Genomic DNA, 14,300 nt, shown 5'->3' on the forward strand with positions numbered 1-14,300 from the left:
CTGTTCGCATGAGGGGATTCGCATCGATCGACGACCTGGTGGCCGGGGTGCGGCGTGCCGCGCCGCGGGCGGTGGCGCGGGCGATCAGCCTGGTCGAGAACGAGTCGCCCCGGTTGCCCGAACTCGTCGCCGGGCTCGCCTCCGCCTCGGCGGGCGCCCACGTGATCGGGCTGACCGGTTCGCCGGGGGTGGGCAAGTCGACCACCACCGACGCACTGGTGCGGGAGCTGCGGAGTCGGGAGCTGACCGTCGGGGTGCTGGCGGTCGACCCGTCCTCACCGTTCAGCGGCGGGGCCCTGCTGGGCGACCGGATCCGGATGCAGGACCACACCGGCGACCCGGGCGTGATCATCCGCTCGATGGCGACCCGGGGTCACCTCGGCGGCCTGGCCGCCGCGGCACCGATGGCGGTCTCGGTGCTGGCGGCCGCGGGGCGCGACGTGGTGCTGGTCGAGACCGTCGGGGTGGGCCAGTCCGAGGTCGAGATCGCCGGGCTGTGCGACACGACCTGTGTGCTGGTCGCCCCCGGTGCCGGCGACCACGTCCAGGCCGCCAAGGCCGGACTGCTGGAGGTCGGCGACGTCTTCGTGGTCAACAAGGCCGACCGGGACGGGGTGCAGCCGCTGATCCGTGACCTGCGCAACTCGATCGCGCTGGGCAGTTGGGGTGCCGACGCGTGGAAGCCGCCGATCGTCACGACCACCGCGACCAGCCGCGAGGGCATCGAGGAGCTGTGGCACCAGATCGAACGGCACCGGGCCCATCAGGAGGGGACCGGAGCGTGGCAGGTACGGCGTCGCGCGCGGGCCCGGCACGAGGTGGAGGCGTTGGTGCTGGCCGAGGTGCGCCGTCGAACGAAGGTACCGGCCGACGGCGCGCTGCTCGATGAGCTTGCCGAAGCCGTCGCAGTCGGTAGTCTCGATCCGTATGCCGCGTCGCGTCTCATGTTGGACCGTCTCGGCGCGGGTGCGTGACAGTCGGCTTCACGGTCGTGTAGACACGGGGCGTACGCGGAGTCATGCGCTGCCGTCGAACGCTTCCGCCAAGGAAAGGACTCCCGGATGCGGTACGTGAAGAAGATCTTGGTTGCAGCCGTGGTGCTGTTCGCCCTCTTCTACGTCGTCTCCCGGCCGGAGGACTCGGCTTCGGCGGTCCGCGGCGTGCTGGACGCCATCGTCAACGGGGTGGGGTCCCTGTTCACGTTCTTCGAATCCCTGGTGGGATGACCGAGCCCGGGCGGCCGGTCGGGGAGGGCTGGCTGGACCGGCTCGCCGACCCACAGGTCACTCGCCACCTGATCGCCGACGAGGGCGAGATCATCATCGACGAGGTACGACGGCACTGGATGGCGGTGATCGTCCCGATCATCGAGCTCGTGGTGTCGGTGCTGGTGCTGTTCATGATGTTGTTCCTGGAGGCCGACTACTTCTGGGTCCCGTTGGCGGTCGCCCTCGGACTGGCCGCTCATGCCGGTTTCCGGATCCTCGAGGTCCACATGGACCGGTTCGTGATCACCAACATGCGGGTGTTCCGGGTGCACGGCATCTTCAGCCAGCACCTGGCGACCATGCCGATGCAGCGGATCCTCGACATCGCGGTGCACAAGCCGTTCATCGGGCGCGTGTTCGGTTACGGTCACTTCGTGTTCGAGTCAGCAGCGCAGGACCAGGGGTTGCGCGACATCAGGTTCGTCGGCCGCCCCGACGAGCGGGACCTCACCATCCAGCGAGTGATCCAGCGGTCCGGCATCCGACGATCGGCCCAGATGGGTCGAGGGGACGGAATGTGAGTCCTGCCGACCACGGCCGCCGCGCACTCCCGTTCGACCCGGTCGACGAGGCGTCCCGACGCTGGGCCGAGCACTATCCCGAGGCCACCAGGATGCACGCGGTCACCTCACTGATGCGGGTGCATCAGCTGGTGCTGTCCGAGCTGGACGAGCTGCTGCGGCCGTTGGGGCTGACCTTCGCCCGGTACGAGGTGTTGGTGCTGCTCTCGTTCACCCGGCACGGCGAACTGCCGTTGGGCAAGATCGGTGAGCGGTTGCAGGTGCACGCCACCTCGGTCACCTCACTGGTGCGTCGGCTGGCCGACGCCGGGCTGATCGAGCGGTCCGCCCACCCCGACGACGGTCGTACGGTGCTGGCCTCGATCACCCCGCGGGGACGAGAGCTGCTGGCCGAGGCGACCGAGGCGATCACCGAGGTGCAGTTCGCGCTCGGGTCGCTGTCGGAGGACGACGCCCGTTCGTTGAGCGCGCTGTTGCGCCATCCACGGGCCGCGGCCGGCGACTTCTGAGGCCGCGGGGTGTCCCTGAGGCCCGGCGTGTTCCGAGGCCGCGGCGTGTTCCGAGGCCGCGGCATGCCGGCGGGTCGCCCGGCTCCGATGGGCTGACGTTCGAGGAGACCAGTGATCGACTGGTCTCAAAAGCTAGGGCGTCCTAGTATTTGTTGCATGACACCTCCCGAGACCGGACGAGCGCGGTGGCAGCGCGCCTACGACGAGGCCGAACGGGCCGGCCGGGTACGGCGGGCCGACTTCACCACGCTGTCCGGCGAGGAGGTCGACCCGGTCTACGGGCCCGCCGACGAGTCGGCCGATGAGCGGATGGCGCGGATCGGCTGGCCCGGCGAGTTCCCGTTCACCCGTGGGCTGCACGCGACCGGCTACCGCGGCCGGCCGTGGACGATCCGGCAGTTCGCCGGGTTCGGCAATGCCGCGCAGACGAACGAGCGCTACCGGATGATCCTGGACAAAGGTGGGGGCGGGCTCAGCGTCGCGTTCGACATGCCGACGCTGATGGGACGCGACTCCGACGAGGAGATCAGCCTGGGTGAGGTCGGCCACTGCGGGGTGGCGATCGACTCGGCGGCCGACATGGAGGTGCTGTTCGCCGGGATCGACCTGGGGCAGGTCACCACGTCGATGACGATCTCGGGTCCGGCGGTGCCGATCTTCTGCATGTACGTGGTGGCGGCCGAGCGTGCGGGGGTCGACCCGGCCACCCTGGACGGGACGTTGCAGACCGACATCTTCAAGGAGTACATCGCGCAGAAGGAGTGGCTGTTCGCCCCAGAGCCGCACCTGCGGCTGATCGGCGACCTGATGGCGTACACCACGGCGAACCTGCCCTCGTACAAGCCGTTGAGCGTGTCGGGCTACCACATCCGCGAGGCCGGCTCGACGGCCCTGCAGGAGTTGGCGTTCACCCTGGCCGACGGGTTCGGCTACGTCGAACTCGGGCTGTCGCGGGGGTTGGACGTGAACGTGTTCGCACCCGGGCTGAGCTTCTTCTTCGACGCCCACGTCGACTTCTTCGAGGAGATCGCGAAGTTCCGCGCGGCCCGGCGGATCTGGGCGCGCTGGATGCGGGATCGCTTCGGTGCAACGGATCCCCGGGCCCAGTGGTTGCGGTTCCACACCCAGACCGCGGGGGTGTCGCTGACCGCACAGCAGCCGTACAACAACGTGGTGCGGACGGCGGTGGAGGCGATGGCCGCCGTGCTGGGTGGAACGAACTCGCTGCACACCAATGCGCTGGACGAGACGTTGGCACTGCCCACCGAGCGGTCGGCCGAGATCGCGCTGCGGACCCAGCAGGTGATCGCCGCCGAGACCGGGGTGGCGAACGTGATCGACCCGTTGGGGGGTTCGTGGTACGTCGAGGAGCTGACCGACCGGATGGAGGCCGGGGCCGAGGAGGTCTTCGCCCGGATCGAGGCGATGGGCGAGGGCCGCGAGCACCACATCGGTCCGATCACCTCGGGGCTGTTGGCCGGCATCGAGAACGGCTGGTTCACCGGCGAGATCGCCGAGTCGGCGTACCGACAGCAGGCCGACCTGGAAGCCGGGCGCAAGCACGTCGTCGGGGTGAACGCCCACAACTCGACGGTCACCGGTGAGCTGGAGATCCTGCGCGTCGGCCAGGAGGTCGAGACCGAGCAACGTCGGGTATTGGCCGAGCGTCGTGCCACCCGCGACGACGATGCCGTACGAACGGCGCTCGCCGACGTCGCCGAGGCCGCCCGAGGAACGGCGAACATGGTGCCGCCGCTGCTGGCGGCCGCCCGGGCCGAGGCCACGCTGGGCGAGATGTGCCAGGTGCTGCGCGAGGTGTGGGGGGAGTGGTCCGAGCCCGGCAACTTCTGAGTCCGGCTCAGCGGAGGTCGGGTCCGGGAGTCCGCGGCGGCGGGGGCTGTTGCTGGTAGGGATCCTGTGGGTACGTGCCCTGCTGGTACGGGCCCTGCTGGGGTGGGGCCTGCTGAGGCGGAAGCTGGTGCGGCGGTGCCTGCGGGGGCATCCCGTGAGGCGGCATCCCGTGCGGGGGCGCTGCCTGTGGGGGCGCGCCGGTCGGCGGGGTGCCGCGCAGGTTCGTGATCACCTGGTGCAGCTCGACCGGCGCCACCTGCAGCATGGAGGTCGCGAGCATCTGGCCACGGATGGCCTTGCCGAACTTGAAGACCGGTCGGCCGAGCCAGTCGCCCCAGCTGATCTGCGACTCGGACCACGGGATCCGCTTCATCGTCGACGCGGTCGGACTGTGGTGGGTGATCCCGTGCTGGTCGAGTTCCAGGGCGACCGTGGCGTTCTTGGCCGCCCGCAGGTTGCGCCAGGTCATCACGGTGAGTACGCCCCACACCACCGCGATGGCAGGGAAGATGATCATCAGGTACAGCGGCAGGGAGATGCCGAGGACGAGCGGGAAGATCGTGGTGCCCAGCGCGAGCAGCAACCACAGGACGGCCACTGCGGTGTACATGACGGCGGTGTTCTTCATCGGCTTCGCCAGTTCATGGGCGTTGTAGTGCACGGTGTACACGTCACGGGTCTCGGGTTGCACGGCGTCCTTCACTCGGCGGGTTGCTGTCACCATTATGCGTTCGTGAGGTCCGACTGCTGCCAGACCCGTACCATGTCGCCGTGACAACCGAGGCCAGCCATGTCGTCGTGATCGGCGGCAACAGCACCGCACAACGTCTGGTGGGGGAGTTGAGTCATTCGGGCGAGACGGTGGTCATGATCGTCCCGCTCAACGGTGATCCGGATCTTGTGCTGGACATGGAGCGGTTGGGTGCCGAGGTGCTCCAGGTCCGTCGGGTGGGGGAGGAGGCGCTGGTCGACGCCCGGATCGACACTGCCCGGGCAGCGGTGATCTTCGGTGACGACGACGTCGAGATGATCAGGACCGCACTGGCGGTGGAGGAGCTCAGCCCGGCGACCCGGCTCATCCTGGAGCTGGGCAACCCTCGGCTCGGCGAACGGCTTCCGGCGTTGCTCGGTGACGTCACGGTGATGTCGAGCGCCGAGCTGGCCGCGCCGTCGTTCGTGTCGGCCGCACTGGCCACCGACGAGGTGACCACCTTCGAGCTGGCCGGCCGACTGGTGGTCGCCGGACCGCAGGCTCGCGTCGGCGGGGAACGGCTGGCGCGGTTGGCCGACACCCGGCGCAGCGGCCCCGACGGACTGTTGCCCGACGGTGAGGCCGACGTGGTGTTGGGCACGAAGCTGGTCGGCGATGGTGGGCCCGGAGTACCGATCCGTCGGTCCGGACTGCGCGGTGTCGTCACCCACGTGTTCGACAGCAAGGCGCGTTGGGTCGTGCTGGGCATCGTGGTGCTGATCGTGGTCAGCGTGCTCTACTTCAAGGCGACCGGGCTCGACTGGCTGACGGCGTTCTTCTACGCGTTGACGGCATCCACCGCGACCGGCGGGCCGGGCGACTACTCCGACCTGCCGGTGATCTGGCGGATCGGGGCGGTGGTGATCGCGTTGTTCGGACTGGTGCTGTCGTCGGGTGTCACGGCCGTCATCCTTGACGTGTTGATCTCCTCGCGGTTGGCGGCGCTGACCGGAGGTGTCCGTGGCAAGCCCCGTGGCCACGTGATCGTGATCGGCCTGGGCCGGGTCGGCATGTCGGTGGTGTCGCGGCTGGTGGAGCGTGACGTACCGGTCGTCGCGATCGAGTTGGACGAGGACGCCGTGGGCGTGCGACGGGCCCGACGGCTGAAGGTGCCCGTCGTGATCGCCGAGGGCAGCGACCTGACGGCGCTCGAGACCGCCGGGGTGTCGGAAGCGGCTGCCGTTCTCGCCGTCACCGACGACGACGGTGCCAACCTCGAGATCGGGTTGGCCGCGAAGGATGCGCGGGCCGACGTCCGGGTGGTCACCCGGCTGTTCGACCACGACCTGGCAGACCGGGTGGAACGTCGCGTCGCGTTGGGCGCCACCCGAAGCGTGTCCATGCTGGCGGCACCGGCCTTCGCCGCGGCGGCGGGTGGGCGTCCCAAGGAGACGACGTTCCCGGTCGGTCGACGGGTGCTGTCGTTCAGTGAACTCCGGGTCCAGCCCGGCTCGCCTGCGGTGGGCCTGCCGTTGGGTGAGCTGGCCGTACCCGGACAGGTCACCGTGTTGGCGATCCGCGGCGGCGACCGGCGGTGGTCCTGGGCGCGGACGGAGCTCGCACCCCAGCGGACCCTGGCCGCGGGGGACACGCTGGCTGTCGTTGCCTCCCGGACCGGACTGTCGGGCGTACTCCAGCTGATCAACCACGGCGCCGAGGACCAGGCGCAGGGCGAGCGGGCCTCGGCCAGCGATCAGCTGTAGCCGTCAGCAGGGCTTCCAGGTCTTGCCGCCCGGCGCATAGCACCGGGGCCCGGTGTAGCCGGGGTAGGGGTTCTGCTTGGTCGACGACTTGGGGGCCTGGGTCTGCTTCGGCTGGCTCTTCTTCGGCTGGGTCGCCTTGCGTCGAGTCTGCTGGGATGGAGCCTGCTTGGGCGGGGCGGCTGCACGCCTCTTCGCCTGTTGCCGGGCGTGCTCTTCGGCGGCCTTGCGCTGGGCTGCCTCCTGCTGCGCCTTCCGGGCAGCAGCCTCCTGTGCCTCCCTCGCCTTGCGTGCCTCCTCGGCCTTGCGTCGCTCTTCGGCCATGCGTCGCTCTTCTACTTCACGCAACTGCACTTCCAGATCGACGAAACGGGTGTGGTGCACCTCTGCGGATGTGCGAGCCTGGCGGATCGTCGTGGCCCATGCGGCCCGTTCAGCCGTTCCATAAGCGGACGCGAACAGACTGTGGGTGTGCCGACGGGTGTCGAGCGCCACTTCGAGGGCCTCGGATACGACGAGGGCCGCCGCCGCGGTCACCAGTGCACTGCTGACCCCGGGCAGGTCCGTCGGGTTCATGGTGGCCAGCGATTCCAGGTCGGAGGTCACGGCGGCCACCTGGCCCGGAAGCGTACAGGCGACCGTGGCTGAATGGAGCCTCTTGGCAGCTTCGGCGGCCTCGTGTTGGGCTGCCAGCACTCGGGCGTAGTAGCGACGGTTGGGCTCAAACGCCACTGCCACCCCGAGGCCTGCCCGTGCGATGTCCTCGTTGATCAGACTTCCGTCGGCATACACACCTGCGAGCAGGCGGCCGTATCGATCGCGATGCTCGAGATCGTGCTGCAGTCTCACGGTCTCGCCCTTGGCCAGGCGCCGCTCCAGGAAACGGGTGGCTTCCGGCGCGAGGCATTCGGGTGCACCGTTCGGATCCGTCATTTCCGGAGTGTCGACGTTCAGCAGCCGAATGCGTTCCAGTTTGCCGTCGATCGTGGCGTCGAAGGTGTCGCCGTCGACCACGCGGACCACGACCGCCGCGCGGGTTCGGTCTGCCTCCGGGAACGTGCCCTGGGCCACGCCCTCCGGCCCACACCCGGTGACCATGATCAACAGCATGGCCACCATGCCGACCCAGTCCTGCTTCACCCTCACGACGCCCCCGATGTCACGTCCCTGAGCTCTGCCTGAGCGATCCGGTTGGATCATAGAGGTCACGAACGACAGAAGGGGACTGTCCCGACAGAAGCGCAGCCGGTGGTGGAATCCGCCAGACGACCCCGGTCGCGGCGCTGACGTGGGCGGGCAGGCCGAATCCGTCGCGTGACCGCGACCTGCCTCCCCCCAGCCGTCATGGCTCAGGGTCCTTGCCTGTCGGTGGTGCCGGTTCGGGGTTCGCTGCCGGCATGCGGGGTGGCTGCACCACCGTCGGGGCCGGTGGGCGGGGTGATGGTGATCTTGGTGTGGCGGGTGTGGCGTTTGGGTCGTCGTTTCGGGTCGAGTCGGGTGGGTGGGAGGAACTCGGGCCGCCCATCGGCGGGGTTGATCCGGACCTCCCATTGCGCGCCGTCGGGCCAGCCGGGGTGGGGTTCGACCAGCCCGTGATGATGCCTGCACAACAACACCAGGTTCGCCAGATCAGTGGGCCCGTGGTTCCACCACGGGTCAATGTGGTGGGCATCGCAATCAGCCGGGGTGCGGTCACAGCCGGGGAACGCGCATCCACCGTCCCGGGCGATCAACAGTGCCCGCAACCTCGGTGGGACGAGCCGGACCGACCGGCCCACATCGAGGACCTGGCCGTGGCTGCCGAGCACGGTCGGGATCAGCTGGGCGTCACACGCCAACCGGCGCGCCTCGCCGGCGGACAGGTCGGTGTCACTGCCGATCAGTTTCGCCCGCACCAACCCCGCCACCAGCGCGGCATGGTCCAACTGCACATGCACCGTGGGTGGCACCCCACCACTGGCCGGGGTGTCCGGGGCGCCGGCGGCGCGGGCGAACACCAGGGCGAACGCATCAGCCCGACGCTGCCCCAGACTGACGGGTGGCGCGGCCGGGTCGGCCTGGTCGGCGGCCCGGGTGGCGTTGTTGGTGATCGCGTTGATCACCCCGATCACGGTCTCGGCGTCAGCGACCGGGAGCTTTGCTTTGAAGAACACGCTGCCGTGATGGTCATGGGTCCAGGTGAGGTGCCGGTCCCGGGCCGCTTGGGCGGCCTCGCGGGCCAGCCGTTTCGCCAACGCTTCGTCGGCGACCTCCGGGGCGACCACCTCGACCAGCCGGTTCGCGCATTGACGCAACCCGACCGGATCCAACCTCGGCTGACCATGCGCCCCGGTCGCCAGATCGACAAGGTGTTGTTCGCCGTGGTCGACCTGTTCGCCGGTCAGGTCATCGGGCAGCTGGGCGAGTCCGGCCAGCACCGCATCGGCTGCTTCGGTGGTCATCTCCCCGGCCAGATGCGCCGCAGCCACCCGGGTGAACCGGCCCGCCAGTCGGGCCCGCCGCTCCACCACCCGCGCCTGTTTGGCTGACATGGTGGTCGTCGCCTGCAACCACGACCGGACCGGTGTCCCCGCCTCGATCATCGACGCATCCACCCGAGCCACATGCCCCACCAACGCGGTCTGCACCGCCGCCGCCCGCTCCGCCAGCCGGGACCAGGCGACCGTGGACTCCAACAGATCAGCCGGAGAGACCAGACAGGTCCGGGCATGATCAACCCGGTCCAGCACCGCACCGATCAGGACCGCTGCGTCCTCGACCGTCACCTGCCCCGGGATCTCCACACCCAAAACCCTAGAACCCACCACCGACAAGAATCGCCACAACGTTCGAATCAGCCGTCAACGGGCATCATCCAGAGCGCGGCCAGCAGGACGCGGGAAGGGACGCGTTCCACCAGCAGGGGCTTCTCGACAAGCTCGACGGGCGTCTCGTCAAGCTCGGCGGGCGTACCGGGGCGTCTCGACAAGCTCGACGGGCGTACCGGGGCGTCTCGACAAGCTCGACGGGCGTCTCAGCCGGCGAGCGCCCGGTCAACCACCTGTTGGGCTTCGGTCAGCACCTGTTGCACATGGTCGTCGCCGCGGAACGATTCGGCGTAGATCTTGTAGACGTCCTCGGTGCCCGACGGCCGGGCGGCGAACCAGGCGTGGTCGGTGACGACCTTCACCCCGCCGATCGGCGCATCGTTGCCCGGCGCCTTGGTCAGCACCGCGGAGATCCGGTCGCCGCCCAGCTCCGACGCGGTGATCGCGGAGGTGTCCAGTGCTGCGAGCCGAGCCTTCTGCTCCCGGTCGGCGGGGGCGTCGATCCGCCGGTACGATGGCGCGCCGTACTCGGCTGCCAGGTCGGCGTACAACTCCGAGGGGGAGCGGTGCGTCACGGCCTGGATCTCGGCCGCCAACAGGGCCATCACGATGCCGTCCTTGTCGGTGGTCCAGGTCTTGCCGTCACGGGTCAGGAACGACGCCCCGGCCGACTCCTCGCCACCGAAGCCGATGTCGCCGGACTGCAGTCCGGGCACGAACCACTTGAAGCCGACCGGCACCTCGACCAGACGCCGACCGACCACCTCGGCCACCTTGTTGATCATGGACGACGACACCAGCGTCTTGCCGACGGCAGCGTCTGGTCCCCAGCCGGGACGGTGCGAGAACAGGTACTGGATCGCCACCGCCAGGTAGTGGTTCGGGTTCATCAGGCCACCATCGGGGGTGACGATGCCGTGCCGGTCGGCGTCGGCGTCGTTGCCGGTCGAGATCTGGTAGTCGTCCTTGTTCTTGATCAACGACGCCATCGCGTTCGGCGACGAACAGTCCATCCTGATCTTGCCATCGGTGTCGAGCGTCATGAACGCCCAGCGGGGATCGACCTCCGGGTTGACCACCTTCAGGTTGAGGCCGAGGTTGTCGGCGATGTAGGCCCAGTAGTCGACACTCGCGCCGCCCATCGGGTCGGCGCCGATCGACACGTTCATCTTCCGGATCGCCTCAAGATCAACAGCCGACTCGAGGTCGTTGCAGTAACGGCCGGTGAAGTCGTACCGCTCCACCTGCGAGGCGACACTGTCGTACGACACCCGTTGGATCTCGCCCGGGTGTCGCATCAACTCGTTCGCCCGGGCCGCGATCACCGTGGTGACGTCACTGTCGGCCGGACCACCGTGCGGCGGGTTGTACTTGAAGCCACCGTCACGCGGCGGGTTGTGCGACGGGGTCACCACGATGCCGTCGGCGACCGGGCCACCCTCCGCGTTGTGCCGGATGATCGCCCGCGACAACGCCGGGGTCGGGGTGAACTCGTTGTCCGGTTCGGTGCAGACGTGGACGTCGTTGGCGGCCAGCACCTCGATCGCGGTCACCCAGGCCGGCCCCGAGAGGGCATGGGTGTCCTTGCCCAGATAGAGCGGACCGTCGGTGCCGGCCGAACGGCGGTACTCCACGATCGCCTGCGTCGTCGCCGCGATGTGGAGGTCGTTGAAGGCGCCGTCCAGCGAGGCGCCGCGGTGACCGGAGGTGCCGAACACGACCTGCTGGTTCGGATCATCGACATCGGGGGTGATGTCGTAATAGGCATTCATGACCTCATCCAGGTCGATGAGGTCGCCGGGTTGGGCCGGTTGACCGGCGCGAGGGTGAGCCATGTGCCCATCATGACAGGATGGGTCCATGACTTCTCCGCAGAGCCCGCAGGCGCACTTCAGCCGGGCGGGAGCCATGGACCTGTCCAGCCTCGTGAACAAGCAGCAGTCGCCCCCCGCCAGCGCTGCCGGTGGTGGTGCCCGTGGCGGTGCCGGAGCTCCGGGCCGGTACGTGCTCGACGTGACCGAGGCGGAGTTCGACGCGGTGATGCAGCGCTCGCTGCAGCACGTCATCGTCATCGAGTTCCACTCCCCGCGGGTGACCGGCGGGGAACAGCTGTCGGCGACGCTGACCCAGCTGGCCGACGCCGCGGACGGGCGCTGGCTGCTGGTGCGGATCGACGTCGACAGCGAGCAACGCATCGCCCAGGCGCTGGGCATCCAGGCGGTGCCGACCGTGGTCGGCGTGGTGGGCGGCCAACTGGCGCCCCTGTTCCAGGGCGTCCTGCCTCCCGAGCAGGTCTCGCAGTACATGGACGAACTGATGAACGCCGCCGTGGCCAACGGCGTCACCGGGCGGGCCGAGCCGGTCGCGGGAGCGGCTGACGCCACCGACGCGGACGACGATCCCGACGCCGAGGAGCCCCGTGACCCGCGGTTCGCAGCCGCCGACGCTGCCGTGGACAGCGGGGACTACGCACTGGCGCGCGAGGAGTTCGACAGGCTGGTGCAGGCCAACCCGAAGGACGCGGAGGCGATCACCGGTCGCGCCGCGGTGGGCCTGTTGGCCCGGGTCAGCGTGCTCGACGGTGACGCCACCATGGCTGCTGCCAGCGCGGCCCCGACCGACGTCGACGCCCAACTCGCGGCTGCCGACGTCGAGCTGGTGTCCGGCACCCCGGACAAGGCGTTCGACCGGCTGATCGCGCTGATCCGCACCACCACCGGTGCCGAGCGTGACACCGTACGGCTTCGCCTGCTGGAGCTGTTCGAGACGCAGCCGCCCGAGGACCAGACCGTGCTGAAGGCGCGTCGCAACCTGATGGCCGCCCTGTTCTGAGGGCCCCCGCCTACCGGCTCAGGTAGAGGCAGAACGGGTGCCCGTCGGGGTCGAGCATCACGCGGACGTCGTCCTGCGGTTGGAACTCGGCCAGGACGGCGCCCAGCGCGATTGCATCGGCGACGGCCGCCTCCACATCGGTGACGGCGACGTCGAGGTGGAACTGCATCTCCTGTCGGCCCGGCTCGTTGGGCCACACCGGCCGGGTGTAGCTCGTCTCCAGTTGGAACGCGAGATTGGCCGGCAGCCCCTTGCCCTCGGCGTCGCGCAGCTGCATGGTCACCCAAGCTGGCTCCTCGGCGGCGATCTCCCAGCCGAGCAGGTCCCGGTAGAAGTGGGCGAGCGCCACTGGGTCGGGACTCCCGAGGACCACCCCGAGCCAGTTGTCGAATCCGCGAATGCCCGCCATGGTCCCACCGAACCACATGGTGGGTCAGACCGTAACGGTGGGTCAGACCGGCGGGATGTTGTGTGTCAGCCGGAACATGTTGCGGGAGTCCACGCCGGCCTTGATCGACGCCAGGCGGGGGTAGTCGTCGGTGTCGTACGCCCGGCGCACGTCGGCGGGGTCCACCTCGTCGGTGGACAGGAAGTTGATGTACGCGCCACCGGTTGCCCACGGTTCCATCGCGTCGACCAGCCGCGCGCCGTACGCCCGGACCTCGGCCACCTCCTCCGGCGGTGCGACACCGATAGTGAAGAAGTTGAACGCCGCATCACGATGTCCGACCGCACTGGGCACCTCGGGAGCGTCGGCCAGTGCGCCGCCGAGTTGGCGCACCTCCACCAGCGACATCGGTGATCCGGAGTCCGCGCCGGCCAGGTTGATCATGGTCTGCAACGCCTCGTCCGGCAGCTCGGCCAGGAAGCCGGTCCGCTCGTAGCCCGGCAGCGGCCCCGAGGGATCACTGTGGATGATTCCCCAGTCGGTGAAGGGCATCTCGGCGACCGAGTCCAGCAGCGCCGGCGCGGCGGCCCGGAGTGGCGCGACCAACGCGGCACCCTCGACCGGATCGCCGACGAACGACACCCGCACGCTCACCACGTGCTTGCCACGCACCGGCTCCGGCACCGACGGGTCCGGCGGCAACTGCAGGATGGCCATCGAGGTGGTGACGGTCTCCGGGGCCGTGGCCGCCCAGTCCCGCCACACCGGCAGCACGTCCGGCGCCGCCGCGACCGGGTACATGATCGCGCCGCCGTACAACCGGCGGACCGGGAACAGGCCGAAGTCGAGGGAGGTGACGATCCCGAAGTTGCCCTTGCCGCCGCGGGCGGCCCAGAACAGCTCGGTCTCGTGCTCCGGCGTCGCGACCCGCAGTTCACCGTCGGCGGTCACGATCTCCATCCGGGACACGTGGTCCGCGGCCCAGCCGTGCAACCGTCCCAGGGCAGGGCTGAGGCCACCACCGAGGGTGTAGCCGACCACACCGACACTGCCCGAGGAGCCGGCCAGCCCGGCGAGGCCGAAGCGGGAGCTCACGTCGGTGACCTCGGCCCAGTTCACGCCCGGCCCGACACGAGCGGTCGCGGTGTGAGGGTGCACGTGGATCCGTTCCATGGCCGCGGTCGACACCAGGATCCCGCCCTCGAAGGACACCGAGGCCTGGTGGCCGGTCGACATCACGCACACCGGCAGGTCGTGGCGGTGGGCGTACCGGACGGCCCCCTGCACGTCATGGGCATGGCGCGCGACCACCACGAACTCGGGTCGGCGGGTCACGGTGACGTTGAAGCCGGTGACCGCTGCCTCGTACTCCGGCTCACCGGGCCGGAACCAGTTGCGGTGTGGCCGCCCGTGCGCCGCGGGCGGGGTGGCACCCACCAACCCGGTCAGGGCGCCGGCGGCACCCAGTGCACCGCCGGCCAGCAGAGTCCGGCGGCGCACCTCTCCGGGTCGCGCGGACGTGGAATCGGTCGTGGATCCGTACGTGGCCTCGGGTGTGCGATCAATCATGGGCAACTCGCTTCCGGTCGTCGGGACCGGGCGACGGCGCGCGCGAGCACGTACGCCATGGTGCGTGCTCGGGCGCAATCGGGGGGTCTGGCAGTCGCCGCCCG

General features: G+C 69.5%; 13 protein-coding genes. 7 read left to right on the forward strand and 6 right to left on the reverse strand.

The window, feature by feature from the left end; genetic code table 11:
- The first annotated feature begins 8 nt into the window (after window positions 1-8).
- From meaB to ACQBAU_RS08615, 5 genes are all read left to right on the forward strand, one after another.
- Window positions 9-974, forward strand: a complete 966-nt coding sequence (meaB, locus tag ACQBAU_RS08595; RefSeq protein ID WP_465255939.1) for a methylmalonyl Co-A mutase-associated GTPase MeaB — start codon at window positions 9-11, stop codon at window positions 972-974.
- Between the two features lie 87 nt (window positions 975-1,061).
- Window positions 1,062-1,226: a hypothetical protein gene (locus tag ACQBAU_RS08600; RefSeq protein WP_434550344.1), complete on the forward strand. Its 165-nt coding sequence runs from the start codon at window positions 1,062-1,064 to the stop codon at window positions 1,224-1,226.
- Window positions 1,223-1,789: a PH domain-containing protein gene (locus ACQBAU_RS08605; protein WP_465255940.1), complete on the forward strand. Its 567-nt coding sequence runs from the start codon at window positions 1,223-1,225 to the stop codon at window positions 1,787-1,789. The genes ACQBAU_RS08600 and ACQBAU_RS08605 overlap by 4 nt, the downstream gene beginning before the upstream one ends.
- Window positions 1,786-2,298, forward strand: a complete 513-nt coding sequence (locus ACQBAU_RS08610; RefSeq protein ID WP_434550342.1) for a MarR family winged helix-turn-helix transcriptional regulator — start codon at window positions 1,786-1,788, stop codon at window positions 2,296-2,298. The genes ACQBAU_RS08605 and ACQBAU_RS08610 overlap by 4 nt, the downstream gene beginning before the upstream one ends.
- 156 nt (window positions 2,299-2,454) lie before the next feature.
- On the forward strand, window positions 2,455-4,149 hold the full coding sequence (locus ACQBAU_RS08615; protein ID WP_465255941.1) for an acyl-CoA mutase large subunit family protein: 1,695 nt from the start codon (window positions 2,455-2,457) through the stop codon (window positions 4,147-4,149).
- A gap of 7 nt (window positions 4,150-4,156) precedes the next feature.
- Here ACQBAU_RS08615 and ACQBAU_RS08620 read toward each other — a convergent pair whose 3' ends face one another.
- Window positions 4,157-4,873, reverse strand: a complete 717-nt coding sequence (locus ACQBAU_RS08620) for a hypothetical protein (RefSeq protein ID WP_465255942.1) — start codon at window positions 4,871-4,873, stop codon at window positions 4,157-4,159.
- A 47-nt stretch (window positions 4,874-4,920) separates the two neighbouring features.
- Between ACQBAU_RS08620 and ACQBAU_RS08625 the strand changes: the two genes are divergently transcribed.
- Window positions 4,921-6,603, forward strand: coding sequence for an NAD-binding protein (locus tag ACQBAU_RS08625; protein WP_465255943.1), 1,683 nt, complete (start codon window positions 4,921-4,923; stop codon window positions 6,601-6,603).
- Window positions 6,604-6,606: 3 nt separating this feature from the next.
- On the opposite strand, the gene ACQBAU_RS08630 is transcribed toward ACQBAU_RS08625, so the two are convergent.
- The 3 genes from ACQBAU_RS08630 to pgm form a co-directional block, all read right to left on the reverse strand.
- Window positions 6,607-7,746, reverse strand: a complete 1,140-nt coding sequence (locus ACQBAU_RS08630; protein WP_465255944.1) for a thermonuclease family protein — start codon at window positions 7,744-7,746, stop codon at window positions 6,607-6,609.
- Between the two features lie 203 nt (window positions 7,747-7,949).
- Entirely contained in the window at window positions 7,950-9,383 is a 1,434-nt protein-coding gene (locus ACQBAU_RS08635; RefSeq protein WP_465259485.1) for an HNH endonuclease signature motif containing protein, read from the reverse strand.
- A 230-nt stretch (window positions 9,384-9,613) separates the two neighbouring features.
- On the reverse strand, window positions 9,614-11,242 hold the full coding sequence (pgm, locus tag ACQBAU_RS08640; RefSeq protein ID WP_465256541.1) for a phosphoglucomutase (alpha-D-glucose-1,6-bisphosphate-dependent): 1,629 nt from the start codon (window positions 11,240-11,242) through the stop codon (window positions 9,614-9,616).
- Window positions 11,243-11,267: 25 nt separating this feature from the next.
- On the opposite strand from pgm, the gene ACQBAU_RS08645 reads away from it, so the two are divergent.
- Window positions 11,268-12,239 (forward strand): co-chaperone YbbN, encoded by a 972-nt coding sequence (locus tag ACQBAU_RS08645; RefSeq protein WP_465256542.1) that lies wholly within the window; start codon window positions 11,268-11,270, stop codon window positions 12,237-12,239.
- Window positions 12,240-12,249: 10 nt separating this feature from the next.
- Here the strand turns inward: ACQBAU_RS08645 and ACQBAU_RS08650 are convergent, their stop codons facing one another.
- Window positions 12,250-12,648, reverse strand: coding sequence for a VOC family protein (locus ACQBAU_RS08650; RefSeq protein WP_465256543.1), 399 nt, complete (start codon window positions 12,646-12,648; stop codon window positions 12,250-12,252).
- Window positions 12,649-12,690: 42 nt separating this feature from the next.
- Window positions 12,691-14,196 carry an FAD-binding oxidoreductase gene (locus ACQBAU_RS08655; RefSeq protein WP_465256544.1) on the reverse strand — a complete coding sequence of 502 codons (1,506 nt, stop codon included), beginning with the start codon at window positions 14,194-14,196 and terminating at the stop codon, window positions 12,691-12,693.
- Between the last annotated feature and the right edge of the window lie 104 nt (window positions 14,197-14,300).

The organism is Carbonicoccus niuqiaonis (genome assembly GCF_050157065.1).
GTDB lineage: Bacteria > Actinomycetota > Actinomycetes > Propionibacteriales > Propionibacteriaceae > Avipropionibacterium.